Origin of the sequence: Pseudomonas sp. MWU16-30317 (assembly GCF_020515695.1) — a bacterium.
GTDB lineage: Bacteria > Pseudomonadota > Gammaproteobacteria > Pseudomonadales > Pseudomonadaceae > Aquipseudomonas.
In genome coordinates this window covers 940,211-965,997 of the sequence record NZ_JAIWJA010000001.1, presented here as the reverse complement: position 1 = coordinate 965,997, position 25,787 = coordinate 940,211, and the positions used below count along the sequence as shown (strand labels likewise).

The window sequence follows — 25,787 nt, the reverse complement described above, 5'->3', positions numbered from 1 at the left end:
TCCTGTTTCTTGCACAAGTGTTACTTGAGAGGAGTGACATCGAGCTTCAGCCATTTTTCGGAAAGTTTCTTCAGGCTGCCGTCAGCGATTTCTTCGCTGATGGCCTGGTCGAGACGCGCTTTGAGGGCGCTGTCATCCTTGCGCACACCTATGGCGATACCGGGCCCGAAGACCCCACCGGCGAAGATCGGCCCGGCCATTTTCGCGCCCTGCATCGATGCTTGCTCGGTGGCGAGCTTGAGCACCACCGCGTTGGCCAGCACCGCGTCGATGCGACCACTGACCAAATCGAGGTTGTGGGCGTCGACGGTTTTGTATTCACGCACGTCCATCAATCCGGAGAGGTATTTATCTGCGAACGCTGACGCCGTGGTCGAGCCCTGTACACCCAGTACCTTGCCTTTGAGCAGCGGTGTCATTTTCGTCACCCAGGCCTTGGCGCCGGCTTCGTCGCTGTCCAGATCAAAGGTGGCCTTTGCGTCGGGCAAGGCGGCCAGCGGGCCGTCGCCCATCACCAGCAAGCCATTGAGTGGCGCCGCGTACGGGCGGCTGAAGCCAATCACCTGCTGGCGTTTTTCAGTGATGCTCATGCCCGCCATGATCGCGTCGAACTTGCCGGCATTGAGTGAGGGGATCAGCCCGTCCCAGTCCTGCGCCACGACTTCGCATTTGGCCTTGATGCGCGCGCAGAGCTCATGGGCCAGGTCGATTTCAAAGCCGTCGAGCTGCCCACCGGGCTTGATGAAGTTCCAGGGGGCATAGGCGCCCTCGGTGGCGATTTTCAGCACCGGCGCGTCATCGGCGTGGGCCATCAAGCTACTGAGCGACAGCCCTAACACTGTGCCCAGCAAAGAGTTGCGGATCATTGGCGGTTCCTCGTTTCAGTGCGAATGGGTAGACACCACGCGGTCGCGGTGCAGACGACGTTCGAGCCACATCACCACACGGGTGATGGAAAAATTGATCAGCAGGTACAAGGCCCCGGCACACACGAACACTTCCACCGGCCGATAGCTTTGCGAGACCAGGCGGGCGGCGATGCCGGTGACTTCCATAAGCGTGACGATGGAGGCGAGCGAGGTCGCCTTGATCATCAGGATCACTTCGTTGCCGTAGGCGGGCAGCATCTGCCGCCAGGCCAGCGGCCAGATCACGTGGCGCCAGATTTGCCAGCGACTCAGGGCCAGGGCTGCGGCGGCTTCCTGTTGCCCCGCAGCGACGGCCTTGACGCCGCCGCGCAGGATTTCACTGGTGTAGGCTGCAGTGTTGAGGGTCAGCGCCAGCAGGGCGCACCAGTAGGCGTCGCGCAGGTAGGGCCAGGCGAAGCTGGCGCGCAGCCAGGCAGACTGGCTGAAGCCGTAGTAGATGATGAACAGCTGCACCAGCAAGGGCGTGCCACGGAACACTTCAACCAACAACCATGCCGGGACGTCCAGCCAGCGCTTGCCCGAGAGGCGCATGGCGCAAAGCAGCCAGGCCAGGGCAAAGCCCGCCAGGCAGGCGCACGCGGCCAGCCTGAGGGTCAGGGGCAACCCCTTGAGCAGTTGCAGGAAGCAGTCGAGCATGAACGACCCATCCATCACTGGCCCCCAGATGGCAGCGCCAGCCGCCGTTCCAGGCGGCCCAGGCACTGGCTGCTGCTGACACTGACCAGCAGATACAGCGCGCCCGCAGTGCCGTAGAACCAAAAGGGCTGGTGCGTCGCGCCCGCGCCGATCTGCGCCTGGCGCATCAACTCGACCATACCCACCACGCTGATCAAGGCCGACTCCTTGAGCACCAGCAACCAGACATTGGCCAGCCCCGGCAGGGCGAATCGCAACGCCTGCGGAGCGATGACCAGCAGCAACAACCTGGCACCGTCCAACCCCAGCGCACGTCCCGCTTCAAGGGTGCCGCGCGGTACGCAGCCCATGGCGCCGCGCAGGACTTCGATCTGATAGGCACCCGACACCACGGCGATCGCCACCACGCCCACTAGAAAGGGCGGTAAGCCGACGAAGCTTTCCAGCCCCAGTTCACGAGCCGCCTGGGTCAACACCATGCTGCTGCCGAAATAGAACAGGTAGATGATCAGCAGATCCGGGACGCCGCGCAGCACGGTGGTATAGAGGTCGGCCAGCGCCCGCAGTGATCTGAATCGCGAGCGTTTTGCCCAGCATCCGACGCCCCCGATCAGGCCGCCGCAGGCGAATCCGCAAAAGGCGATGGCACAGCTCATGAGCGTCGCCAATAACATGTCGGCCGCCCAGCCTTGCTCGCCAAAACCCATCGTTTGCCAAAACGTCATGGAGTGCCCCTGGTGGAGGACCGCTTGATCAAGGGCAGATAGAAACCGCAGTTGCCGCCTGGGTGACGCTCATGGCGCCATCTCGAAATAATCTGGAGTGAATCTCTCACGGCGCAGGCATAATCCATAATCAATTTATCTTGATTCAGAATGACTGGATGTTATGGAGGATGCATGCGGCTCACTCTTCGTCAGGTCGAAGCGTTTCGCGCGGTGATGCGCACCGGCAGCATGACCAGCGGGGCTCATCTCATGTCTGTCACGCAGCCGGCGGTCACACGGCTGGTGCGGGACATGGAAGAGGCCTTGGGTTTCGCCCTGTTCGAGCGCCGTGGCAATCATTTGCAGCCGACCGCGCAGGCCAGTGCATTGATTCCCGAGATCGAGCGCTCGTTTATCGGCCTGGAGCGCATAGCCCGCGTCGCCCGTGGCATCGATGAACAGACGGCGGGGTCGCTGCGTATCGCGGCGATGCCGGCGGTGGCCAATACCCTGTTGCCGGTGTTTCTCGCCCGCTTCCTGGCGCCCCGGCCGGAGCTGCAGGTCAGCCTGCTGGGGGTGCCATCCCACCTGGTGGCGGAAATGGTGGCATCCGGGCAGGCGGATATCGGTTATGCGGAGGGGCCGCTGAACCGTCATGGGCTGAACATCCAGGCGGTGCCCATGGATGCGGTGGTCGTGGTACCCGCCGAGCATCGACTGGCGGGGGTCGCCGTGGTAGAGCCTGCGGATCTCAGCGGTGAGTGCGTGATCGCCGTGGCGCCTGGTTCGCTATTCGCGGCCGGTGTGACCTTGGCGCTTGCCGAGGTACCGCGGCAGGCCCATCTGGAAACCGGCCTGTCCTACACCGCGTGCGCACTGGTTGCGCAGGGGCTGGGAGTGAGCATCGTCGACCCGCCCACGGCGCAGCAATTCATTGGCCGGGGCGTGGTCAGCAAGCCTCTGAGCGTGCGAGTGGATACCGGGTTTCTGGTGATTCGCTCGGAAAATGCACCGCGACAAGGATTGGTGCAAAGGTTCGCGGAAGAATTTCTGGTGTTTGCCGGCAACGGTGAACATCACACGCTGTGATCGAGCCCCCTAGGCGCCACGCCGAGAAGCCAGTTTTACGGCGCGAAATCCGAGGACGCGGTGTAAAGGCTTGACCGTCGCCTGCGGCGTTGGACGCCGCAGGCACACCATCAATGGTGGTGGCCTTCTTCGCCGTGCTCTGCGGCATGAAAGCCGTCATGTTCAAGCTGGATGGTGCAGTGATCGATCTCGAAACTGTGGCTGACGGATTCGGTGACCCTGCCCAGAATATCTTGGCCATCGGCGGCACTGGCGGCTATCACCACGTGTACGCTCATCACGTTTTTCGCGCTGGTCACCGACCACACGTGGAGATCGTGAACGGCTTTTACCCCATCCACCGCTAGAATCGCCTGCTCGACCTGTTCCAGGTCAATCCCGTTCGGGACACCTTCAAGCAACACGTTCATGCTTTCCCTCAACAGCGTCCAGGTGCGCGGAAGCACCCATAGGCCAATGCCTGCAGCCACCAGGGAATCGACCCATGTCCAGCCTGTGAAGCGAATCAGGATCGCGGCAACGATCACGCCCATGGAGCCGAGCATGTCGCTCCAGACCTCCAGGTAGGCGCCTTTCATGTTCAAGCTGTCACCGCTTGCCGAGGCTAATATCCGCATCGAAATAAGGTTCACCAAAAGGCCGAGCACTGCGATGATCAACATGCCTGTCGACTGGATCGGTGAAGGCTCTACCAACCGCTGGTAGGCCTCGTACAGAATGTAGAGCGCCACCAAAAACAGCAGAATCGCATTGAAGGCCGAGGCCAGAATCTCGAACCGTGCGTAGCCGAAAGTACGCATGCGATCAGCGGGTTTCTTGGCGATCTGGAAGGCGATCAGTGAAATCGCCAACGCCGCAGAGTCAGTGAACATGTGCGCAGCGTCCGAGAGGAGGGCGAGGCTGCCGGTCACCAGCCCGCCGACGATCTCGGCGATCATGAACGCTGTCGTCAGCAGTAGGGCCGCAAGCAGTTTTTTCTCGTGCCCCGCGCGGACTTGAGCATGATTGTGACCTGCACTCATAAGTGGATCCTTAGCGATTGTCGATGGGTTAGTGCAAGTCTGTGACCAGCCTGGCATCGGTGTGTTCAGGCTGCGATCAGGAATGCTTGGAAAGACCCCGGCGGAGTTCGCCATGGCGGTTATGGCGGATATCCTCCGGGTATCCAATGATATAGAGCGTCACACGCGGTAATCAGTCCTAGTTGCGGGACGTAAACACTTGCTTTAGCACCGGCACAGCGGACATCGCTTTGGGCCAGCCTACATAGAAAGCCAAATGTGTTACGACTTCGGCGGCCTGAGCTTGCGTGAGGCCGTTGTCCATCGCTCGATTGAGGTGGAAGGGCAGTTGAGCCGCCTGACCCTGTGAGATCAGCGCCGCAACCGTGACCAAGCTACGATCGCGAGCACTGAGACTGCTTTGCCGCCAAAGGTCACCGAACAACACATCATTGGTGTACCGCGCCAGTTCTGGTGCAACGTCACCTACACCTGCCTCTACAGCTGCACGGCGTTTAGTTTCACTCTCTGGGTCGAGCGTTAACGGTGCTGTGGTGGGCGGTACTATTTGATCTGCCGGAATGTTGCGCTCACTGAAGATCTGCTTGGCCACACCAGCGGCTGACATCGCGTTTGGCCAACCGGAATAGAACGCTAGATGAGTAATCAGTGCACTGATCTCACTGGCTTTGAGGCCATTATCGAGCCCCAGTTTCATGTGCCCGGTCAGTTGTGGAATCTGGCCGTTGGCAATCAGGGCGGATAGGGTGATGAGGCTGCGATCCCGAGGGATCAGCTCTTCGCGCTTCCAGACATCTCCAAACAATAAATCAGTGGTGTATTTGTAGAGCTGGGGGGTTACTTCCAGCACGTCGGGCGATGGCTTGGGATCCGGCCGTGGTTGTGCTTGGTCAGCATCAACTACAGCGGAAAACAAGAGGGTAGCGAAAGTCGTGGCGGTGAGCAGTTTCATCGGACGTTCCTGCTTGGGGAGTCGGTGTGTCCACAGGTTTTGATATTCAGTGCCTGTGGACGACGTGAGCGCTGCTTGATCAAGCCTGCTCTGGTGCCGGCAATGAACTCATGTCGATCACGAAGCGATGGCGCACATCGGCGCGCTCCATGCGATCGACTGGTCGCACGTCATACGGCATAGGGGAAGGGCGCGTTAGCGATTGACGTTCTTTTGCAGATGGGCCGGATAGCGGTCGCCCACTACCTTGATTTGCTCAAGTGCTTCGGCAATGGCTGTCAAATCGCTACTGCTGAGCAAGACGTTTGCAGACCCAACGTTTTCCTCTAGTCGATTCAGCTTGGTGGTACCTGGGATGGGTACGATCCAAGGTTTCTGTGCCAGCAGCCAGGCGATGGCGACTTGAGCTCGGGTCGCGTCTTTGCCCTCGGCAATTTGCCCCAGCACCTCGACCAGCTTGGCATTCGCCTTGCGATTTTCTTCAGTGAAGCGGGGGACTTGATTACGGAAGTCATCAGCGGCGAATTTCGTATCGGCATCGATGGCGCCGGTCAGAAAGCCTTTACCCAGTGGGCTGAAGGGGACGAAGCCAATACCCAGTTCTTCAAGCAAGGGAAAAATCTGCTCCTCTGGTTCGCGCCACCACAAGGAATATTCGCTCTGCAGGGCTGCGACTGGAAGCACCGCATGTGCACGTCGAATCGCATCAGGGCCCGCTTCTGACATCCCGAAATGCAAGACTTTCCCTTCTTCGACCAGCTGCTTGACTGTGCCTGCCACTTCTTCAATCGGCACCTGGGGGTCGACGCGGTGTTGGTAGAGCAGTTCGATACGGTCGGTTTTCAATCTCTTGAGGGAGGCCTCGACAACTGCTTTGATAGTTTCGGGGCGGCTATCCAGACCTTCGCTTGGCACACCATTTTTGAAGCCGAATTTTGTGGCGATGATCACCTGGTCTCGGATCGGCGCCAATGCTTCGCCCAGCAATTCTTCGTTGGTGTAGGGGCCATAGGCTTCAGCGCTGTCGAAGAAATTGACACCTTTGTCGAACGCATCTCGGAGCAGGGTGATGGCGGCTTTCTTTTCCAAGGCAGGGCCATAAGCGAAGCTCAGGCCCATGCAACCCAGACCCATTGAAGACACTTGCAAACCGCTTTTGCCCAGTTGTCGCTTCAACATGTTTCGTCTCCTTCGCAAAGTGATTATTGACAGTTACACTTTAAATTCCTGTGAGTGCTTCAACAATCGGCCTGGCGTTTCATGACTACATGAGAGGAATTCATCAATGATCCGTGCGGGTCTTCCGGAGCTCACAGCGTTCGTCGCCATTGCCGAACAGCGCAGCTTCAGCGGCGCGGCGAGAACACTGGGCGTATCGCCTTCTGCGCTCAGTCATTCGATGCGTGGACTCGAAGCGCGTCTTGAGCTGCGATTGTTCAACCGCACCACACGCTCCGTAGCGCTGACCGAAGCCGGAGAGCAGCTGTTCAATCGTGTCCAGCCCTTGCTCGGTGACTTGGAGTGCGCCGTCAACGATGTGACCTCCGAGCGCAATACGCCCTCGGGCACGATCAGGCTCAGCGCGTCGGAGTCGTCGTTCAAACCGCTGATCCGTCATGTGATGCCGAAGTTCTTCCAGGACAACCCGCAAATCCACATTGAATGCATCGCCGACAGCCGCCTGGTCGATATCGTCGCTGATGGGTTCGATGCGGGCATCCGCCTGTTGGATGACGTTCCGCGCGACATGATCGCCGTCCGTTTCGGCCCTGACATTCGCTTTGCTGCAGTGGCCTCTCCTGAATATCTCAGTCTGCACCCAGCACCCTTAGCGCCCCATGACCTCAAAGCCCATCGCTGTATCCGATTTCGTTTTGCGAGCGGTACCTTGTTCCGTTGGGATCTTGGCCACTTGGGCAGAACAGCCAGCATCGATGTCGATGGGCCGATGACGATGGACAACCTCAACTTGATGACGGAGGCAGCCCTGGCCGGAATCGGTATTGCGTGGCTGCCAGAGCACCAAGTCGATGATCACCTTCGTGAGGGGCGTTTGGTTCATCTGTTGCCGGATTGGGGCCCGTACTATCCGGGCGCATGTCTCTATTATCCTGCCAACCGGCACCCACCCATGGCGTTGAGGATGTTTGCCGACGCTGTAAGGCAGTGGGCACGAGATCAACAGGAGCTCGTTCAGCCTTGCACCGGTTGAGGTAACCATCTGTAAGGAAGCAAGGGTGCCGATATTTTGTTGATTTTCGGCAACTGCACTCTGGATAGGAATTGTATGTGGACGCTCCTTTCCAAGCACCGCCCCGTCAGTGCCCACTGGAGCCAGCTGAGTGGTCAGCGACTGCGATTTGAAAAGTCATATTGATGAGCTATGCATCACCCCTCAATGAGCAAAACTCATTAATCGACTATCGCCTGCTGAGTAAAATCCAGCAGCAGCCAGCTCAACGGACTGCTAATGATTACCCCAGGCTGAGATCCGTCCATGAACGTAAGCCGCGCCAACCTTGCCGACTTTGTCTATTTCCTCGCCATTGCTCGCCACCAAAGCTTCAGTCGCGCAGGTCAAGAAGTAGGGATCAGTGCTTCTGCGCTGAGTCACGCCATCAAAGGGCTAGAAACCCGAATTGGTGTTCGATTACTCAACCGAACGACCAGAAGTGTGACTTTGACCGATGCAGGCGAGAGGCTGCATCAGGTCATTAGCACCCCGATGAAAGAGATCGACGATGCCATGGATATCCTGAACAAATTCAGGGACGAGCCCACAGGCCGTATTCGTCTGAATCTCCTCAGTGACGCCGCCGACCTTTTGCTAGGCCCTGTGTTGCCGATCTTCAACGAGCGGTACCCGGAAATTCAGATCGACCTGACCGTGACGAACCTTATCGTCGATGTCATTGGGGGCGGTCACGATGCCGGTATCCGTTATGGAGGTACCGTTCCCGAAGACATGATTGCCCAACGCTTGTCCCCGGACATTCGCTGGGTTGTGGCGGGAACTCCTGAATATCTCAAGCGGTTCGGGATACCTGAACACCCCAACGATTTGCACAATCATCGCTGCCTGCGCATTCGTCTGGGCAACGGCGCCATGTATGACTGGGAGTTCGAGAAGGGCACCGAAAAGCTGTCGATTGCCGCACCCGGGATGATTACGATCGATGAGACTCGCGTAGGTCTTTCGCTCGTGCGCAATGGCGCTGGCCTGATGTATGCCCCAGAGCCTGCGATGCAAGCGCTGGTGGACAGCGGTGAGGTCGTCACTGTACTGGATGACTGGGCCAGCATAGCGCCTGGGTTTCACATGTATTTTTCCAGCCATCGCCAGCTGCCGACAGGGCTGCGTCTGTTGATAGACCTCATACGCGAAGTTCAGCCGTTGGGCGCGTAACCTTGGCGGCAGTAATCACCGATTCTGCCGCACAAGCGCATATCTGAAGAATATATTGGCCGCTGGCTTGCGCAGGGCGGACGTCGTGATCGGACCGTACCAGGCCGTACGAGCGGAAGCGAAGTTGATCATTAAACGGTAACGCACATCCTTGCCGATGACTCGTTCATAAGCCAGGTCGATCTGCTCGGGTTTGATGACGTCGATATTCTCCGATGGCTGACCGCTAGGAAGCAGGGGAGGTGCGATACCTGCTAGCCAAGCGATACCTGTTAGCCAAACTCACCGGGACGCCTCGTACTGCGCTTCACTGACTGGCTCCATCCACTCCACGTTTTTCCCGTCGACGGCTTCCTGGATGGCAATGTGGGTCATCCCTGTAGTCGCCGTAGCGCCATGCCAATGTTTGACGCCAGGCGGCGTCCAGATGACGTCGCCCGGTTTGATAACGGTTTTCTCACCACCCACTTGTTGTACCCAGCCGGCACCCGCCGTGACGATCAGGGTCTGACCTTTCGGGTGGGTATGCCAGGCCGATCGCGCGCCCGGCTGGAAAGTCACAGCGCCTGCAGAGACAGTCGACGGCGCGCGTGCGGCAAAGATTGGATCAATGCGTGCGTTCCCGACGAAGTTGGCTGGTGCTCCCATCATCGAAGCCTGTTCGCCATTTCTCGTGATAGCCATGGCCTGGTCTTTCGGGATATCGGCGCTATGGACTGACATGGCCGTAGACAACAGTACAGCCAGCGACGACGTTTTGATTATTCCTCTCATGGGCAAGCTCCTGCTCGGTAGGCGGTCGAGCGGACAACCTAGATCAGAATCCCCACCTGTACTACCGGCCAAATCCAACATGATCCGATGAGCAAAGCTCAGTAATCCTTAACCGCACGAGCGGACTCTCGGATCGCAGCGCTATCCCGGCCTTCCAAGCGATTGATGAGTGCTGCTCAGTAGCACATCCCGAATTTGCCCGGTATTCAAGGGCTCCCTCAATGATTAGCGTTAGCCCACATGAATTTTTCATCGCATATCAGCGCTCGCTGACCCTAGCCGCAGAGGACTCAAACGTGAGCACACGACTGCTTCCCGGATTTTGCCTGAAGCAACGCGCAGCGAGAGAGATCGCATTGGCTGAGTCTCGCCCCCGAGATACGCAAACGGGACACGATCCGCAGCACGGCACTCGCACTTTATTAATCCTCAGCGCCTTGCTGGCCTTCGCGTCGATTTCCACTGACCTCTATTTGCCAGCGATGCCGATCATGGCGAGCTCGTTGCACGCAGACGGCGGCACGATGGCGCTAACTGTGAGCGGATACCTTGCTGGGTTCAGTGCAGGACAGCTTTTTTGGGGGCCGTTCAGTGATCGATATGGCCGCAGGCTGCCTGTCGCGCTGGGCTGCCTGCTGTTTGTTGCGGGATCCGCCGGCTGTGCCCTGGCCAGTGATGGTACGACCATGATTGCCTGGCGCGTGGTGCAAGCGTTGGGCGCCTGTGCAAACGTGGTTCTTGCTCGGGCGATGGTTCGCGATCTGTATGAGGGTCGTCAAGCCGGGCAGAAAATGTCGACCTTGATGACCATCATGGCAATCGCACCGCTGGCAGGCCCCACAGTCGGCGGGCAGATTTTGCATCTGTTCTCATGGCAAGCCATCTTCTGGACCCTGGTATTGCTGGGACTGGCCACACTTGCCAGCCTGGTACTTTTACCCGAAACCTTGCCTGCTCATCGGCGCAGCCCTACTTCGCTACACACCATCGTGCAGCGCTATGGCGTGCTACTGCGCACGCCCAGGTTCCTGGCCTATGTCGCCACTGGCGGGTTCTTTTACGCCGGTACTTTTGCCTACATCGCGGGCTCGCCCTTTGCGTACATCGCTTACCACCATGTTGATCCGCAATGGTACGGCGCGCTATTCGGGGCCGGCATCGTTGGGCTGATGGTGACTAATCAGCTCAACGCTCGATTGCTCAATCGCCATGACGCCGATGCGGTGCTGTTGGTGGGTGGGATCATTTCGGCCATCGCTGGGGGCTTGATTGCATTCACCACCTGGGCCGATTGGGGCGGGCTGCCGCTGCTGATCTGTGGCTGTTTCGTATTCGTCACAGCCACAGGCTTTGTCCTGGCAAACGCCATCACTGGGGCCTTGAACTGCCTTCCCCAATTTTCCGGTACCGCATCGGCACTCGCTGGTGCAATGCAGTATGGCGCCGGCATTTTGGGCTCAGCTCTGGTAGCCGAGTTTGCCGATGGTACCCCCTGGCCTATGGGCCTGGTCGTGGGTGCCTGCGGACTTGGCTGTCTGCTCGCGGCAGTCTGTGTGCTGTGGGCACGACCTGAATCTGATCACCTGTAAAGTCGAGGATTTTTGATGAGCTTTTCGTTTGAAAACAAAGTTGCGCTGGTCACCGGTGCAGCCTCTGGTATTGGTCTGGCAACCGCCAAGGCGTTCGCCCAGGCTGGGGCAGCAGTTGCGCTTGTAGACGTCAATGGTGACGCCGCACGAGTACAGGCCGAGGCATTGGTCGCTGCCGGCCACAAGGCGATCGGCCTTCGCTGTGATGTTGCCGACATCGATCAGGTCGAGGCCATGGTCAAGGAGACCATCGCTACATTTGGGCGACTCGACGCGGCGTTCAACAACGCAGGTATCCAGAACATCCTGGCCGAAATCGCCGACGCAACCGTCGACGACTATGACCGCGTGATGTCCATCAACCTTCGCGGCGTCTGGGCGTGCATGAAGTTCGAGCTGGAACACATGCGTCGTCAAGGTAGCGGCGCCATCGTGAACTGTTCTTCGCTGGGAGGCTTGGTGGGAGGTGCAGAACGCGCCAATTATCACGCTGCCAAGCACGGTGTGATCGGCCTGACCAAGAGCGCCGCGCTTGAATATGCCGCCCGTAACATCCGCGTCAACGCGGTATGCCCGGGGCTGATCTGGACGCCCATGGTCGACAGCATGGTGGCCGCGGGGCAGGGCGAGGCGATGGAGGGAATGGTCAAGGCTATCCCCATGGGCCGTCATGGCAAGCCAGAGGAAATCGCCGACGCTGTGCTGTGGTTGAGTAGTAGCACTTCCAGCTACGTCACCGGGCAATCCATTTCGGTGGATGGCGGTTTCGTCATGCATTGACCCGTCTGGGCTGTGCGCTTTATCAGTTATGCCCAGGCAAGCCCAAGAGCACCCATGCTCAATAGCGTATCAAGGAAGTCATTTATGCCGGACACAAACCCATCCCGGATAGCCCGCGCGCTACTGATTGCGCTAGGTATGATCACTCTGCTTCCAGGGCTGTTCATGCTCATCGCTGGCGTCTATCTCATTACGCTAAGCGGTTCCTGGTACTTCGCGCTGGCGGGGTTGGGGATGACCGTAGCCGGGATCCTTCTGGTGCGCCGGAGCCTGTCAGGTGCCTTGCTATATCTAGCGGTATTCGTGGCGTCGATAGCCTGGGCTGTATGGGATGTGGGCCTGGCCTTCTGGCCGCTGTTTTCTCGATTGTTCGCGTTGGCAGTCCTCGCTCTGTTGGTGCTGCTGGCGATACCTACGCTGGCTCCTGGCCGCGAAACTGCAAAAGCCAGGCTTTCCTATATGTGCGCATTGGCGGTGGCCGTGGGCCTCGCAGCTACGTTTTACGCAGCGCTGCAACCACAGCCAATCCAGACAGCCGACGGAGCACCGACGCCTGTGCCTGGCAAAGCCGTTGGCACCGTCGAGCCGGCTGCCGATTGGCGCTACTTCGGGCATACCCCATCAGGCACTCGGCACGCCGTCCTGGACAAGATCACTGCGCAAAACGTCTCTGACCTCAAGGTCGCCTGGACGTATCGGACGGGAGAAATCCCAAAGGGTAGCAGCGAAGGCCATGTGGTCACGCCGCTGCACGTTGGTGGCGTGCTCTACGGTTGTACTCAGTCCAGTCAGCTCTTTGCCCTGGACGACGAGACCGGGAAGGAGATCTGGCACCACGATCCCAAAGTGCAAACCAACAACGTCTACCCGCGCTGTCGCGGCGTGGGTTATCACGATTCGACTGCGCAAACATCGGATTCCGGGAACTCCGTGCCCGCAGCCGCTTGCACTCGTCGAATCATTGCCACCACCGTCGATGCGCGCCTGATAGCCGTTGACGCGCAAACAGGGGAGGCTTGTACCGACTTTGGCGACCACGGCAGTGTGAGCCTGCGGATCGGTATGGGAAGCCCTTACAAGGAGCTTTATTTTCCGACAGCAGCCCCCACCGTTGTGCGCGATCTGGTCGTCGTTGGGGGTTTGGTCTGGGATAACCAGAAAACCGGTGAGCCTTCCGGAGTCGTACGCGCATTCAATGTCCGCACAGGCGCGCTTGTCTGGGCATGGGACTTGGGTAACCCTGCGATTACCCGTGAGCCCCCAGAAGGACAGGGCTACACGCCGGGTACGCCCAACGTCTGGTCGACACCTGCCTTTGACGACGCGTTGGGGCTGATCTATTTGCCCACAGGTAATGCGACCCCCGACTTCTGGGGCGGCGAGAGATCTGCAGCTGACGACCGCTATTCCTCTTCCATTGTCGCGTTGGATATCGCCACGGGGCGCGAGCGCTGGCACTTCCAGACCGTGCATCACGACCGGTGGGACTACGACGTGCCTTCTCAACCAGCCCTTTATGATGTTCCGGATGGACACGGCGGTATCTTGCCAGCCCTGATCCAGACGACCAAGCGGGGGCAGATCTTCATGCTCGACCGCCGCACGGGCACGCCGATCGCCAAGGTCGAAGAGCGTCAGGTTCCCCAGGGTGGCGTGGCCGACGACCGCAGTTCGCCGACCCAACCTTACTCGGTAGGCATGCCCGCTATCGGCACAGAGCCCCTCAGCGAGAAGCGCATGTGGGGACTCACGCCAATCGACCAGTTGATCTGCCGTATCGATTTTCGCAAGGCTCGCTACGAGGGTGAATTCACACCTCCCAGTGAGCGCCTGACCATCCAGTACCCAAGCTGGTTGGGCGGCATGAATTGGGGCTCGGCTTCCGTCGCGGAAAACCTCGGTTACCTGATCGTGAACGACACCCGTGTCGCCATCTGGAATCGCATGATTCCTCGCAAAGCCTATGACGAGGCCGGTGTCAAAGGGGGCGGCCATGAGGGCAATGCACCGCAGGCAGGTACGCCATGGGGGATCGAGATGGGACGTTTCCTGTCGCCATTGGGGATCCCCTGCCAGGAGCCGCCGTACGGAACCATCAGCGCTATCGACTTGGCAACACGCAAGGTCGCATGGTCGATGCCGCTTGGAACGACGCAAGACACTGGCCCACTGGGTGTAGCCACCCATCTGCCGATGCCTATCGGCATGCCGACGCGGGGAGGGCCAGTCACCACGTCAACCGGCCTGGTGTTTATTGCCGCGTCGCAGGACTTCTATATCCGGGCACTGGATGTGCGCACCGGCAAGGAACTGTGGAAAGGGCGCCTGCCTGTTGGTGCGGAAGCTACGCCGATGACTTACATCTCGCCTAAAAGCGGCAGGCAGTTTGTTGTCATCAGCGCGGGCGGAAACTCCGCTACGACGATGAAGGGAGACTACGTAGTAGCGTACGCGCTGCCTCAGTAATGGACGAACTTGGGTGGCGGGTACGGGGAGGATTGCGTTACTCGATTGCAATCCAGGTAGGCGTTTTATCAAAACCCGGGCTGTAGCTCAGCCCGGCAGCAAGGAACCCCCAGTTCATGAGTAATTTTCACGGAACAGATATTGATTGATCAGAAAGCATGTCCGGGGCTGAATCAGCGGGTTACGTGGAGCTGCGTTACGGATGACCAGACTTTTTACTCGTATCGCGAACGTCTCAGTAAGGCGAGGGGCTGACTTTGCACCATGCGGGGTTTTGAGCAAAACCGAACGGGGGTTAGTGACATTGGACAACAACCACAGGCCACACCCAAATACGCCATTTAACGATTGAACGCGCTTGTCCCAGTCATGCTGCACCGACTCATTTCACTCCGGGGTGATCGAATCCGCTTGCTCTTGATACCCTTTGCGGAGTTTCTCCGCGATCAGCTTGTCTGCTTCACGCAAAGCGCGCTCGGGACTGTCGAGGGACTTGATCAGGGTCTGACCCTTGGTGCCGATACGACCAAAATTCACCGTGAGCTCGACATCCGCCACGCCAATCCGCCAGAACTTGTTGGAATTGCCTTCTCCAAAGGTGAACTCGCGCATCAAGGGTGACGCTTGCGTGGTGACTGGTACGTCGGCCTCAATCTCGAAGGTTCCCTCTGTCTGTTGTGGTTCTAGTTCTGGTAGCGCAGGCGTTTCCTCATTCCTTAGCAGCCCTTCGATACGATTGAGCACGTCTTCCGGGTCTCGCAGCCAATCATGGCTGAGCACGTCGATAATCTTCCAACCGAAACTGCGCAGTACCGTCGGACGGAAGATATAACGCTCACGCACGTCAGTTGCAGCCGCCGTATCACCGTCCAACAGCACGCCGAGGCTGAAGTGTTCGCCGCTGGCGTCACTGATCGCCAGGTCACAGCGGAACTGTGAACGCCCGACACACTCCTGAACAGAATGGCCGCGTTTGCGCAACGCAGCGGCGAGGGTACTGCGCAGGTGGTCCTTTGGCAGGCTTACGGCAAAGGACTGCCTGGCGCCTGGATTAAGGTTGGCGAGGATACCTTGGGAGCGCGGCGCATCCCCACTGGCACTGGCATGCGCAAACTGCAGGAACGCGCGCAGTGCAGCAGCGCCGTCGTTGTGGGTGTTGGTGATGGCCTCGGATTCGATGCTGGATACGATCGCCATGCGCTTGCGGGCGCGACTGAAGATCACATTGAGGCGTTTTTCGCCGCCACGCTGGTTGATCGGGCCGAAGTTCATCAGCATTTTGCCGTTCGGTCCGGGCGCGTAGCAGATGCTCAGGATGATCACATCCCGCTCGTCCCCCTGAACGTTCTCCAGGTTCTTGACGAACAGCCCATTGAATTGCCCGGCATCTTCACGCACGTACTCGCGCTCAAGCCGCGTAGCAAAGGCCGAGTCACTGCTGGCCAGGTCTTCCAGGGCCTGGTCGATGGCACCTTGCTGGGCCTCGGAAAACGCCACGATACCCAGGCTCAGGCCGGTATCGCGTTGCAGCAGCTCGCGCACCAGGTTGGCGATATAGCGTGCTTCGGCCACGTTGCTGCGGCTGAGGTAGACACCGTCGCTCATCTTCAAGAAGCTGATCGGGCTTTCCAACAGCGTGTCGGCGCCCTGGATCACTGCCTGGGCGTCCGTGGAGTCAAGGGCCGCGTGAGCCGGGGCAGGGCGCTCGATACGACGATCAGGAATGGTGATCAACCGCCCTTCGTAGAATGCTGCATTGGAGAAACTGATCAAGGCTTCGTGGCGACTACGGTAGTGCCAGGCCAAGAGGGTCGCCGGTAAGTTACGCGCGGCTTGGCTGAGCAGGCTATCGGCATCAAGGTTGATTGCGATCTGCTCGCCGTCCTCCATGGCAATCAGTTCGTTGTCGTCCTGTTCTCCGGCACTGGAGAAGAAGTTGGTCGGTGGCAACTGCATCTCGTCACCCACCACAATCACCTGCTGCGCACGGCTCAGGGCCGGCACGGCTTCTTCGCTGGGGATCTGGCTGGCTTCGTCGAAAATCACCACGTCAAACAGGTCCGGCGTCAATGGCAGGGTGTCGGATACCGACAGCGGGCTCATCAACCAGATGGGCTTGAGATCGTTGATCACCCGGCCACTGTCGCCACTCGCCATTTCGCGGATGGAGCGATAGCGCATTGTCTTGCCCAGCTCGTGTTCGAGCTCACGGCGGCCCTTGGCGTAGGCTTTCTTGAACTCACGGGCTTGGGCGTCCAGTTGAGTCACCGACATTGCTGATTGCTTCACATGCTCCAGAAAACGCTGGTGCAACGTAGCGCTGAGCACGTGAGCATTACTTTTGAGCAGGCCGCTTTCAGCCTGGCTGACCTGACGTGCAGCCAAACTCAAGGCAAGGCCATCGAAGCGCGCCAGTTTCGGGTTAGCGCGGTACAGGCGAGTCAGGTTTTCCTGAGCAATCAAACCGTCCAGTGCACGTTGCGCCAAGGCGTACTTTTGCACGACCGCCAAGCAGACAGGATCGGCTTGGTGCAACTCGTTGAGTAGGGGCAGGGTGTCGGGCAGTTCGTCGAGTTCTTCACGCAGATCGCGCAGATATTCGGCCAGCTCGGCCAGGCTCGGCGCCTGGTCGAACACACAATGTTGCGCGACCAGTTCGGCCAAGCGCGCCACTGGCTGGCGCAGGTTGGCTTGCTGGCGCACGCGGGGCAGGGAATCCGAATTACCCCGCAGGCCTTCCAACCACTGGCGCAATAGCGGTGATGCGCTCAGTTGCTGAAGCAGCGCTTGCAGGTTGTGCACGAACAGGTCGATATCCGGGATGCCATAGCGACCTTGCAGGCGCTGCTGCTCGGCGTGCAGCTCGGCAGTGGCCCGGTGCTCGCCGGCCAGGCTGTCGAGCACGCTGATGAAACTCGGGCGAATCGCGTGCTGGTTGAAATCGTAGCGTCGGTGCAATTCGCCGCGCAATCGCCACCAAGCAGGTTGCAGCCACCTCAGCGGCGAGCCTTCCAGCCGCTGCGCCAGGTTGAGTGCAGCCTGAGTGTCCTGGGGCGCGAGTTTTTCCCGCCAGTGATGGGTCGATTCACGGGCGTTGTGTTGCTGTACGGTCAATGCCTGCAACGCCACCTGTTCGGCGTGCAGCGCCTGGAAGCCCGGCGAGCCAGGCTCCAACAGGTCGAGGTGCGTTGCCAGGTTGGCGGTGGTCAGTTGTTCCGCGGCCTGGGTCAGTACACACGCATCCGTCAGGCCGGTGTCCCCGGACAGCAGGCTCGACGATGACTCCAGGTACTGCTCGACGCTGTCCATCAGCCCACTGGCTTCATCCAGAAACGCCTTGAGTTGGCCATAAGCATGTTCGTGGATAATCAGGCTTGAGGCCAAATGGCTAAAAGGATGACGTGCAAAACTGTCGAGACCGAAACTTTCTTTGAACGCCTGATACACGCGGCCGGTCAGCTCGCTTTGTGCCTGCCAATGACGCCATTCGGGCAAGCGCTCCAAGGCTTCGGGTGGCTGCTTGGCAGCGACGGAAGGCAGCTGGATCAGATGGCGCACCAACTCGCGCACCGAGCATGCCAAGGACTCCGGCACCCCAGCCATTGCCTGTTCAAAACCCTCTATCAAGCCCAGTTGTTGGCTCAGGCCAGCCAGGAGGGTTTCGCGCCGGGCTTGCAACTGCGGCGACTGCGCATCGCCGGCGATCCAACGCTCATAACACTCGCGCAGGTTTCCCACGAAGGCTTTTTTATCAGTCTGGGAGTCGTGAATCAGACAGCACAATTCGCCCAGTTCACTTTGTTGCAGGCGATGGAACACGACGTCCAGCGCCGCACGTTTTTCACAGACGAACAGCACCCGCAGACCGCGACCTGCGTAGTCCGCGATCAGGTTGGTGATGGTCTGGGACTTGCCGGTACCCGGCGGTCCCTGAATGATGAAATTACGCCCGGTACGGGCCAGGCTGACGGCAGCATTTTGCGTAGCGTCACCGGCGACCACGTTCCACTGTTTGGGCAACGGGATCGGGTCTGGAGTTTGGACCTCGACGTCCCGAGGTTCGATGGAGAACATCCGGTCAAACGCTTCGTTCTGCGCCGGTTCGTCGATCAACTGCGCATAGTCACGCACCAGCGACATCTTGCGATAGTTGAAGTTGGCCAGGGTCACCTGCGTCAGGTCGATGTCCCAGGCGTAGCGATGCCCCTGGTTCTGGGGCAATGCGAAAGTACTGTTTTCGGCGCTGCTGGCGACCATCTGAGGGTGTTGATTGCGCAGCACGGGTTTGGCGCCTACGGCCAGGCGCAGCGGCAACTCACTGGGTAGTACCTTTTGCTGGAACAGTTGGAGGCCCAGCGGACGGAAATCTTCGCGGTCGTAGCTGAAATCCGGCTTCACCAAAGGCATCGCCGAACGCTGACGGGCGCGACGGCGCTGGAAGTGATGCAGATGCTGCACAGCCTTCTGGTGGATCAGCTCGATTTGCGGTTTGCTTTGCAGGCGTAACTCAACGCCGGGCTCGGTCAGTTTGATCTGGCGCGCAATATCGGCATGGATGTCTTCCAGAGAAGTCTTTTGCAGGTCGACGATTTCCGGCAACTGGATATCGTAGAGCTGACGCAGCTGATGACGCATTACCGGGTTGAATTCCGCCTCGGTTTCGTCGCATTGCAACACGAACTGGTCACGCACACCTTTTTTGCGACTCAACTCCACTGGAAGCCACAGCAGCGGGGTGACGATGCGTTCTTCCGGTGTGTCCTTGAGGTTGTGCCAGCGCATGAAGGCTACTACCAGGCGCAAGTTGCTGAAGCCGAACTCGGCACGGTCGCGTCGGGTTTCCTGGATGATGCGTTCCAGCGACGCCTGCAACCACGTCTGGTCTTCAAACCGCAGCCATTGCTGCAGCCCAACAGGTTTGCCACTCAGCACTTGTTCGGAGAAACCACCGAAGGTGGACTGCCAGGTGCACAGCGCTTCGGGCCGGATACTTTCAATGCGCATCACCAACGGCACACTGGCCACGGTCAAGTTGACGTTGGCCTGGGTAGGCCGGAAGTACAGCAGGCGATTGCGACGCGAAAGGTCAAACAAACGGTTGCGCAGATGTTCCAGGACCACCGTGCGCCGCGACGCTGGCCCTTCGGCCTGGGCCAACACACGCTCGACATCCAGACTGGCCGGCTGCTCGCGCCAAGACTCCAGGCGGCGCGCTAGCGAGGCCACATCCGTGGCGCGGTCGTGGCGGTTGAGCTCGGTCATCTCGACGATCAGGTTGGCCAACACCGGGTTGAGCCGACCATTGACCTGAAACAGGTTGCGCCGGTGCCGGGCAAACGTCTTTAGGTCATTGATATCGGCGAAATCCAATCCGCATGCCAGACACGCCAACAACTGACCGAGCTGGAATATGTCGGTGATCTCATCGTGGTGCCCGAGGCGATGCTCCCAACTGTGCATGTCTGGGAGGAATACCGGGTGGTCGATGGCTTGATGCAGGTCCTCCTGGACTTGCAGGTCGGTAATTGCCACGCCGCTTTCCGAGTCCCGAGTCAGGCGGACTTTGCCGACGACATTCAGCGCCGATTCCGGATTGGGCTGCACCTGCTTGACTGCTTCCAGCGCCAGCCGCGGCGGGACACCTTCAGGATTACGCAGTTGCAACGTGCGTTCCGGCCCTTGCACCACATCGAGATAACTGATCTGCGCGACTCGTCCCGACTCATGCAGCTGTGCCACCTGGAGCAGCAATGGCAGCGCCAGGAACAACACATCGTCAATGGGCACGGCGGCACCATCGTGGTTTTGCAGCAATTGAGTGAACGTGACGGGTTGGATTACTGGGTCCATGTGTCGCCCTCCACTTTGAGCGCGCTAACGATCGGGTCGAGCTGACGTTTGGGTAGTTTGATATCGCGCTTGAGCACGCTGATAAAGTCATCGATGCTGCCGAGTTTCTTCGCGGTGCGCGCGGCGTGCAGCAGGGCTTCATCCCGCAAGTCGCGGTCCACCAGACTCAGGTCGAGCATGATGAAGTGCAGGTATTCATGGATGCTGGTGTCGATGCGCTCGGCATTCAGTGTAACGAGGTCGAGTGGCTTTTCGTTGTTCTTCCAATCGGGAAAGAAGCTGCGCACCTGATTCAGCACGACCTCTGATTGCAACGCGGGGTAGCCGATGAAATGGGCAATAAAGCTGCGGGTGAGGGCGGTCAACTCAATCTGGTCGATCACGTCCAGGCGATTGAGCGACAACGGCCCGCGCAACCGGCGATCCAGCCAGCTATCGGCATCCGGGAGTTGTTGCCACCAGCTATCCACAGCCTGGGAGCGCAGAAACGTCTCGGGATGAGAAACGCCCTGGGACAATGGCGCATCCTTGCCATCCAGCTCGCGGGCCTGCTTCAAGTAGCTGGCCGCATCGACGCTGACAATGCCGGTGTGAATCTTGACCAGCGAGGTAATCGACGCTTCTGATCCGTTAGCCACCAGTGCAGCGCCGCGGTCGGCATAAATTTCGGTGTGCAGGCTATATAGACGTGCAGTCTGTTCAAGACTGGACGGCGTATTCACGTCGGCCATGGCGTGATTGAGAATCCGCTCGGCAGTGAGAAAGTCGCCACTGTGCTCCGACCATAAGCGGTAGTGGGCCAACTCGTGCCCGAGCAATGCCAGCAATTCCTGGGCGTCCAGCCGCTCAAGAATCGGCCCGTAAAACACCACATGCACTTCACCGGTCAGGTAATAGAGGCTCGCATTCATCGCGCCGTCGCCAGCCTGGTAAAGGGTGGCGGGTGCCGCGATCTGCAAGCACTGCAATGCTGTTTCACAGGACTGATAGGCCTGCGGATGGGTCTCGGGACTTAAGCGATAGGTGTCGCGTAGCAATTGCGCACGTACATCCTGGGCGTGTTCCTGCTGGACGCCTAAGGACGAGGCCCATTCCCACACGACAGGTTCATGGGCTTTCAGGTAGTCGACGACACTCTGGTGATAAGGCAGTGGCGTCAGGCTGCTGATATCCAGCACGGGGGTACTCATCGTATTCAAACGTCCTTGAGAGGATACGGCTCCATGCACTGCGTGGGCAGCAAAGACTGGGCTGGCATCCCCGTATCAGTGATCGGTTATAACGCGGAGCATACCTAGAGGGTTGGAAAAATACTTGTGAAAGTACAAACAACGGCCTCATTCGCAAAGGTGTCGAGTCCAGCGGGTTTCGTCTTATCCATCGAAGGGCCTTGGGGGAGCGGGAAAAGTTCGACGCTTGCGATGATCTAGGTCTTGCTTGATAAAGAGGAACCTAACGCCGCACCCGTGGTCGTTCACTTCAACCTGTGGCTGAACTGATTGATTTTCAGCGAGGATGGTCTTTACAGACAAAGTCTCGTTTTCAGGTACCGATGACAACAGCTGTGACCAGCCCTTAAAAACCGATCCCCCCGAAAGCCCCGCATTCCCTAGCCCACACCTTCCTCAGAGTCAAAAAGAAGAAAATACACCGTGTTTTTTCTTCTTTTCATTTCTATGACAATGTAAAGATTTCTGACTCAACTCACTGAATCTCTTGACCTAATTGAAAAGACGAATTTCATACGTTTGACGGCTTACGTTTGCCTGCTAGACCTCAAAGACGGTTATGACATTTGCATAAGCTATGGCGCAATGCCATTAGTGGTTAAGCATACATAGCCTAATTCGGAAGTGCTGCCTAAGTCGAAAGTGTGTTGGATGCCAAAACTAGGCAAACCCTTCCTCTACTCACTAGCAAAACTACCAAAATGAGGCTAGTCATGGCTAATGACAAACCACCTAAGTTAAGGCTCATTAAAACCGGTGCGATCCCAAGCACCTACAGCCCTCGCACGTTGATTCAGGGCAATGGGTTTTTCCCCGCCATACCGGGGTCGTGTGAGCTGCTGCCTAAGCTCCGATTCATGAGGATCAAAGCTTCCCTGATCCTTTGCATTCAGTATCCAGGGGATCGGGACTTCAAACCGGTGTCTTTCACCAATCATCCTGCCAAGGTGGTTATCGCGCCTGCGCCAGTAAAGCTGCCAATGGATGCTGATGAGTTCAACGCCAGCGAAATCTGGCCTCATGAAAATCCGTTCGACATGCAGTCCCTTGACGCCCGGTCGCTACGCGGAATCGCGGAACTGGCTCAAGAGTCGTCAACGCTCCCGGCGCTCCCTGAGAAGACGGCAGAGATTGTTGAGCAAGCTATCCGAGTCGGTTGGTTCGACGGACGCAGCACCAAGCAAGGTGTATGGGCAGACGTCAGGGCCAAGTGCGGAGAAGCGGGCATCAAGCCGCCATCCTATAAGACGGTCGCCACACAAATTGATCGCCTGTTCTCTCGTGAGGTGCTGCGTTTCCACCCGGTGACTCGCGAGGCGTTTACGGATAAACCAGCGGGCTACCCTTCGGAATAGCCCAAAACCTTATTTCCTTTGAAGCGCCAGTGTCATCGGCGCCACAAGGACTATTGACCAGTGCGGTGCTTGCGCCTCAGCGGCGCCGGCTGGTCGCTTGGAGGTGTGCCATGGGCACATACAGCAATCCAGACGGCAGCAAACAGCTTGTAAATTTTGAAGGGGATATCTGGGTCGTCGAGGATATCGACGAGACCACCCGGAAACTGCACCTCAAAAACATCCGTAACGACACACTTCGTCTTGTGAGCTCCGCACAGGTAGAGTCAGTCGATCATGAGACGTTACTTCAGGCGGCAGCTGCGAAGATTGCAGATAAAACCGCGAAGCGGGCCCTAATTTTGGGTGATGATTTCACTCCAGAGCAGAAAGAGCAGGCACGCCATCGCTTCGAGATCATAGAGAAGCAGTTTGCTGAGAAGTTGTCAGTCGATGAGGCCGCCAAGGAATGCGGTTTGAGTGTCCAGCGCTATTACGAAGTGCGTAAGCTTTTTAATGTCGAAGTGGGCCCTATTAGCTTGCTCGGTAAAAAGCGCGGACGCAAAAAAGGAACTAAGGCCATCTCACCAGAAGTCGAAAAAATCATCGCTGAGCAGGTATGGTTCTATCGGGGGGAGGGTGCATCTTACCGAACAGTTTGGAAGGGTGTTCAGGCAGCGTGCTTTGACTTAAAAATCGACAACGTGCCTTCGTATGAAACTGTATGCGATCGGATGAATAACCTTCCTGAGTACGTGAAAGATCTTCAGGTACACGGGAAGAACCATGCTGACGATGCTTTCAAGCTTCGGGACGGATTCCGAGAACTCAGTCGGGCGCTCGAACAGGTACAAATGGATCACACCATAGCGGACGTTTTCCTCGCAAGCCGGCATGACCGAAAAAACCCTGTTGGGCGTCCTTGGATCACTGTCGCTGTCTGCGCGAAGACGAAAGTCATCCTCGGCTTCTATATCAGCTTTCGGTATCCCAGCCTGGCCAGTGTGGCTCACACTTTGAAACATGCGGTGATGAGCAAGGAAGCGTTCATGAAGAACGTTGACCTCAAGGATCATGAGTACGAGTTCTACGGCGTGTTCGATGAGCTATTAACCGACAATGCTCGTGAGTTCCGTTCGGGCAACCTTGTCGCTGCCTGCGCTTTGGAGGGGATCAAGCTGCGGCATCGTCGTCAGAAACAAGACGGTGGTATTTGCGAGCGCGTTCTTGGGACTTTGAACGTCGGGTTTGTCCATATGCTTCCGGGAGGAACGGGATCGCGGTCGCGTAAGGATCGTGATTTCAACCCGCAAAAGCATGCGGTAATGACGCTGGATGAGTTCACCCGGTACTTCACACTGGCTGTGTGTGAATATCACGACACGGCCGGAGAGGACGGCAAGACTCCACGTGATCGCTGGCGTCAAGCGCTTCGGGACGCGAAAGGCCGTCCTGTGGCTCCTCGGCGCGTGCACGATGTGAAGAATTTTATCATCGAGGTGTTGCCTGAGAAGCACCCCGTGATGTCGAAAACCGGCCTCAAGGTGAACGGCTTTCGCTATTCGAACGATGTGCTCCGCCACATGATCGGCAAGCAGATTCGGGTGAAATACGATGCGGCCAACCTGTCCATGGTGTTGGCCCGGTTCGAGGGGCAGTGGATCGAAGTACCGTGCTGCGAGAAAACCCCCGGCACGCTCACCGCGAAAGCAATCCTGCAGAAGTACCTTAAACGCGCTGGCAAGCTGGGTGAGCGCGCCGTGAAGGCATTCCTCGCCCGCGCGGATCAGCTTCGCCAGTCGATCCTGCTTGACACTCCAGCCATGCGTAAACAGCTTGAGATCAATGACGCTGATAAGGAAATCGGGCTCGTGACCCACCACGAGCGCCCTGGCAAAAAAAACAAGCTGGTTACTCGCAACTTTGCTCTTGATGTCGAACCTTTCGAGGCCGAATAACTATGGACTTTCCACATCTCGCTCAGAAGGTTCAGCAGGTAGCAATGCTCGATGGCCCTGAGCGCATCATGTATTGCGATAACCCGGTCTGGATCAAGACTAACACTAGTCAAACATTCATCACGGGGATCGAGCGAATGATCCACGCTACACGGATTGGCAGCCGATCCTGTATGGGGCTCATAGGCATCAGTGGTATCGGAAAGACAAAAATGATTGAGCATGCTGCAACACGGTTCAATACCCCAGACGCCACATCGATTCTCACCATCGATCTGTCTGAATACGGCAGGCACATCGACTTGCAGCAGGTTTTCCTCAGCCATTTGGGATTCACGCAGTCGGTGAAATCCCTTTGTACCGCGTCCGGCATCAATCGCATTTCCGAGCGTATCAAAGAGATGAAGTTGGCTATCTGCATTCTCGATGAAGGCAATGCTCTCGCAGGTGTGAAAAACATGCTGATCCAGTCCAATTACACATACCTGCGTGCGATGGCGAATCGTGACTTTGGGGTCAGCTTAGTGGTCGCGGGTACCGATGAATTGAAGGTCTTCTTGGGCATTGATCCTCAACTGCGATCGCGTTTCGGCGTGTGGGAAATCCCTCAGTGGGAGGCAGCTGGGGAGGACTTGTCTCGTTTCCTGAAGGCGTTCGTGCGGTTCATGCCGTTGCGCAAGCCATCAACCCTGGATACCGTCGAGATCCAACAAAGCCTGGTGTCGAACTGTCGTGGTAGCACCCGCGATATCGTTTGGGTCTTGATCACCTCTGCCAAGCTGGCTATCGAGACCGGACATGAATGCATCGACGAAGCGTTGCTGGATGCCTGTTTTGAGGCCCGCCTTCCAGCTTTCCTGGAGTAGCCTTCAACATGAGGCGGCGCTGGATTGGGAGCTCTGCAAATCAAGCGCCGCTTGAAAGCGTAGTTGAGTCGATCGGGCACTATGGAGGGGGTACCCACGGCAAGCTGATTGTCGTCAGAGGAGAGGCTGGAGCGGGGGCTAGCGCTTTCGCTTCACGTCTCCACTCCATACTGTTACGCAAAAACATCCGATCTGTCTTT

At 58.1% G+C, this 25,787-nt stretch carries 18 protein-coding genes; 9 read left to right on the top strand and 9 right to left on the bottom strand.

What is annotated here, in order from left to right; genetic code table 11:
• Window positions 1–20 precede the first annotated feature (20 nt).
• The 3 genes from LIX93_RS04125 to LIX93_RS04115 are packed head-to-tail and all read right to left on the bottom strand — an operon-like array spanning window position 21 to window position 2,290.
• Window positions 21–866, bottom strand: coding sequence for a transporter substrate-binding domain-containing protein (locus LIX93_RS04125; RefSeq protein ID WP_226502717.1), 846 nt, complete (start codon window positions 864–866; stop codon window positions 21–23).
• A gap of 15 nt (window positions 867–881) precedes the next feature.
• Entirely contained in the window at window positions 882–1,565 is a 684-nt protein-coding gene (locus LIX93_RS04120; RefSeq protein WP_226502716.1) for an ABC transporter permease subunit, read from the bottom strand.
• A 14-nt stretch (window positions 1,566–1,579) separates the two neighbouring features.
• Window positions 1,580–2,290: an ABC transporter permease subunit gene (locus LIX93_RS04115; protein WP_226502715.1), complete on the bottom strand. Its 711-nt coding sequence runs from the start codon at window positions 2,288–2,290 to the stop codon at window positions 1,580–1,582.
• 174 nt (window positions 2,291–2,464) lie between these two features.
• On the opposite strand from LIX93_RS04115, the gene LIX93_RS04110 reads away from it, so the two are divergent.
• Window positions 2,465–3,361, top strand: a complete 897-nt coding sequence (locus LIX93_RS04110; protein WP_226502714.1) for a LysR substrate-binding domain-containing protein — start codon at window positions 2,465–2,467, stop codon at window positions 3,359–3,361.
• 110 nt (window positions 3,362–3,471) lie between these two features.
• Here the strand turns inward: LIX93_RS04110 and LIX93_RS04105 are convergent, their stop codons facing one another.
• The 3 genes from LIX93_RS04105 to LIX93_RS04095 form a co-directional block, all read right to left on the bottom strand.
• Window positions 3,472–4,383 (bottom strand): cation diffusion facilitator family transporter, encoded by a 912-nt coding sequence (locus LIX93_RS04105; RefSeq protein ID WP_226502713.1) that lies wholly within the window; start codon window positions 4,381–4,383, stop codon window positions 3,472–3,474.
• A gap of 178 nt (window positions 4,384–4,561) precedes the next feature.
• Window positions 4,562–5,335 (bottom strand): carboxymuconolactone decarboxylase family protein, encoded by a 774-nt coding sequence (locus tag LIX93_RS04100; protein ID WP_226502712.1) that lies wholly within the window; start codon window positions 5,333–5,335, stop codon window positions 4,562–4,564.
• A gap of 195 nt (window positions 5,336–5,530) precedes the next feature.
• Window positions 5,531–6,514, bottom strand: a complete 984-nt coding sequence (locus LIX93_RS04095) for an aldo/keto reductase (RefSeq protein WP_226502711.1) — start codon at window positions 6,512–6,514, stop codon at window positions 5,531–5,533.
• 106 nt (window positions 6,515–6,620) lie between these two features.
• Between LIX93_RS04095 and LIX93_RS04090 the strand changes: the two genes are divergently transcribed.
• Together LIX93_RS04090 and LIX93_RS04085 are read left to right on the top strand one after the other, a co-directional pair.
• Complete coding sequence (locus LIX93_RS04090) at window positions 6,621–7,547, top strand: LysR family transcriptional regulator (protein ID WP_226502710.1); 927 nt, start codon at window positions 6,621–6,623, stop codon at window positions 7,545–7,547.
• A gap of 285 nt (window positions 7,548–7,832) precedes the next feature.
• Window positions 7,833–8,741: a LysR family transcriptional regulator gene (locus LIX93_RS04085; RefSeq protein WP_226502709.1), complete on the top strand. Its 909-nt coding sequence runs from the start codon at window positions 7,833–7,835 to the stop codon at window positions 8,739–8,741.
• 282 nt (window positions 8,742–9,023) lie between these two features.
• On the opposite strand, the gene LIX93_RS04080 is transcribed toward LIX93_RS04085, so the two are convergent.
• Window positions 9,024–9,515, bottom strand: coding sequence for a cupin domain-containing protein (locus LIX93_RS04080; RefSeq protein WP_226502708.1), 492 nt, complete (start codon window positions 9,513–9,515; stop codon window positions 9,024–9,026).
• Window positions 9,516–9,811: 296 nt separating this feature from the next.
• Between LIX93_RS04080 and LIX93_RS04075 the strand changes: the two genes are divergently transcribed.
• The 3 genes from LIX93_RS04075 (at window position 9,812) to LIX93_RS04065 (ending at window position 14,350) form a co-directional block, all read left to right on the top strand.
• Window positions 9,812–11,104: a multidrug effflux MFS transporter gene (locus LIX93_RS04075; protein ID WP_226502707.1), complete on the top strand. Its 1,293-nt coding sequence runs from the start codon at window positions 9,812–9,814 to the stop codon at window positions 11,102–11,104.
• A gap of 15 nt (window positions 11,105–11,119) precedes the next feature.
• The gene (locus tag LIX93_RS04070; RefSeq protein WP_226502706.1) at window positions 11,120–11,884 is read left to right on the top strand and encodes a glucose 1-dehydrogenase; all 765 of its coding nucleotides are present in this window, start codon (window positions 11,120–11,122) and stop codon (window positions 11,882–11,884) included.
• 84 nt (window positions 11,885–11,968) lie between these two features.
• A complete protein-coding gene (locus LIX93_RS04065) occupies window positions 11,969–14,350 on the top strand; it encodes a membrane-bound PQQ-dependent dehydrogenase, glucose/quinate/shikimate family (protein WP_226502705.1) in 2,382 nt (793 codons plus the stop codon).
• A 387-nt stretch (window positions 14,351–14,737) separates the two neighbouring features.
• Here LIX93_RS04065 and LIX93_RS04060 read toward each other — a convergent pair whose 3' ends face one another.
• Window positions 14,738–20,200 (bottom strand): WGR domain-containing protein, encoded by a 5,463-nt coding sequence (locus LIX93_RS04060; RefSeq protein WP_226502704.1) that lies wholly within the window; start codon window positions 20,198–20,200, stop codon window positions 14,738–14,740.
• Window positions 20,188–21,390 (bottom strand): M48 family metalloprotease, encoded by a 1,203-nt coding sequence (locus LIX93_RS04055; protein WP_226502703.1) that lies wholly within the window; start codon window positions 21,388–21,390, stop codon window positions 20,188–20,190. The genes LIX93_RS04060 and LIX93_RS04055 overlap by 13 nt, the downstream gene beginning before the upstream one ends.
• 752 nt (window positions 21,391–22,142) lie before the next feature.
• Here LIX93_RS04055 and LIX93_RS04050 point away from each other — a divergent pair.
• The 3 genes from LIX93_RS04050 (at window position 22,143) to LIX93_RS04040 (ending at window position 25,587) form a co-directional block, all read left to right on the top strand.
• Window positions 22,143–22,784, top strand: coding sequence for a hypothetical protein (locus LIX93_RS04050; RefSeq protein WP_226502702.1), 642 nt, complete (start codon window positions 22,143–22,145; stop codon window positions 22,782–22,784).
• Window positions 22,785–22,894: 110 nt separating this feature from the next.
• Entirely contained in the window at window positions 22,895–24,721 is a 1,827-nt protein-coding gene (locus tag LIX93_RS04045) for a Mu transposase C-terminal domain-containing protein (RefSeq protein ID WP_226502701.1), read from the top strand.
• A 2-nt stretch (window positions 24,722–24,723) separates the two neighbouring features.
• Window positions 24,724–25,587: a TniB family NTP-binding protein gene (locus LIX93_RS04040; RefSeq protein ID WP_122677847.1), complete on the top strand. Its 864-nt coding sequence runs from the start codon at window positions 24,724–24,726 to the stop codon at window positions 25,585–25,587.
• The last annotated feature ends 200 nt before the right edge of the window (window positions 25,588–25,787 follow it).

Excerpts from the sequence above, each read along its gene's own strand:
- LIX93_RS04065 (WP_226502705.1), top strand. The coding sequence starts at position 11,969 with ATGCCGGACACAAACCCATCCCGGATAGCCCGCGCGCTACTGATTGCG.
- LIX93_RS04100 (WP_226502712.1), bottom strand. The coding sequence starts at position 5,335 with ATGAAACTGCTCACCGCCACGACTTTCGCTACCCTCTTGTTTTCCGCT.
- LIX93_RS04095 (WP_226502711.1), bottom strand. The coding sequence starts at position 6,514 with ATGTTGAAGCGACAACTGGGCAAAAGCGGTTTGCAAGTGTCTTCAATG.
- LIX93_RS04040 (WP_122677847.1), top strand. The coding sequence starts at position 24,724 with ATGGACTTTCCACATCTCGCTCAGAAGGTTCAGCAGGTAGCAATGCTC.
- LIX93_RS04120 (WP_226502716.1), bottom strand. The coding sequence starts at position 1,565 with ATGCTCGACTGCTTCCTGCAACTGCTCAAGGGGTTGCCCCTGACCCTC.
- LIX93_RS04125 (WP_226502717.1), bottom strand. The coding sequence starts at position 866 with ATGATCCGCAACTCTTTGCTGGGCACAGTGTTAGGGCTGTCGCTCAGT.
- LIX93_RS04105 (WP_226502713.1), bottom strand. The coding sequence starts at position 4,383 with ATGAGTGCAGGTCACAATCATGCTCAAGTCCGCGCGGGGCACGAGAAA.
- LIX93_RS04055 (WP_226502703.1), bottom strand. The coding sequence starts at position 21,390 with ATGAGTACCCCCGTGCTGGATATCAGCAGCCTGACGCCACTGCCTTAT.
- LIX93_RS04070 (WP_226502706.1), top strand. The coding sequence starts at position 11,120 with ATGAGCTTTTCGTTTGAAAACAAAGTTGCGCTGGTCACCGGTGCAGCC.
- LIX93_RS04080 (WP_226502708.1), bottom strand. The coding sequence starts at position 9,515 with ATGAGAGGAATAATCAAAACGTCGTCGCTGGCTGTACTGTTGTCTACG.
- LIX93_RS04060 (WP_226502704.1), bottom strand. The coding sequence starts at position 20,200 with ATGGACCCAGTAATCCAACCCGTCACGTTCACTCAATTGCTGCAAAAC.
- LIX93_RS04085 (WP_226502709.1), top strand. The coding sequence starts at position 7,833 with ATGAACGTAAGCCGCGCCAACCTTGCCGACTTTGTCTATTTCCTCGCC.
- LIX93_RS04045 (WP_226502701.1), top strand. The coding sequence starts at position 22,895 with ATGGGCACATACAGCAATCCAGACGGCAGCAAACAGCTTGTAAATTTT.
- LIX93_RS04050 (WP_226502702.1), top strand. The coding sequence starts at position 22,143 with ATGGCTAATGACAAACCACCTAAGTTAAGGCTCATTAAAACCGGTGCG.
- LIX93_RS04115 (WP_226502715.1), bottom strand. The coding sequence starts at position 2,290 with ATGACGTTTTGGCAAACGATGGGTTTTGGCGAGCAAGGCTGGGCGGCC.
- LIX93_RS04090 (WP_226502710.1), top strand. The coding sequence starts at position 6,621 with ATGATCCGTGCGGGTCTTCCGGAGCTCACAGCGTTCGTCGCCATTGCC.
- LIX93_RS04110 (WP_226502714.1), top strand. The coding sequence starts at position 2,465 with ATGCGGCTCACTCTTCGTCAGGTCGAAGCGTTTCGCGCGGTGATGCGC.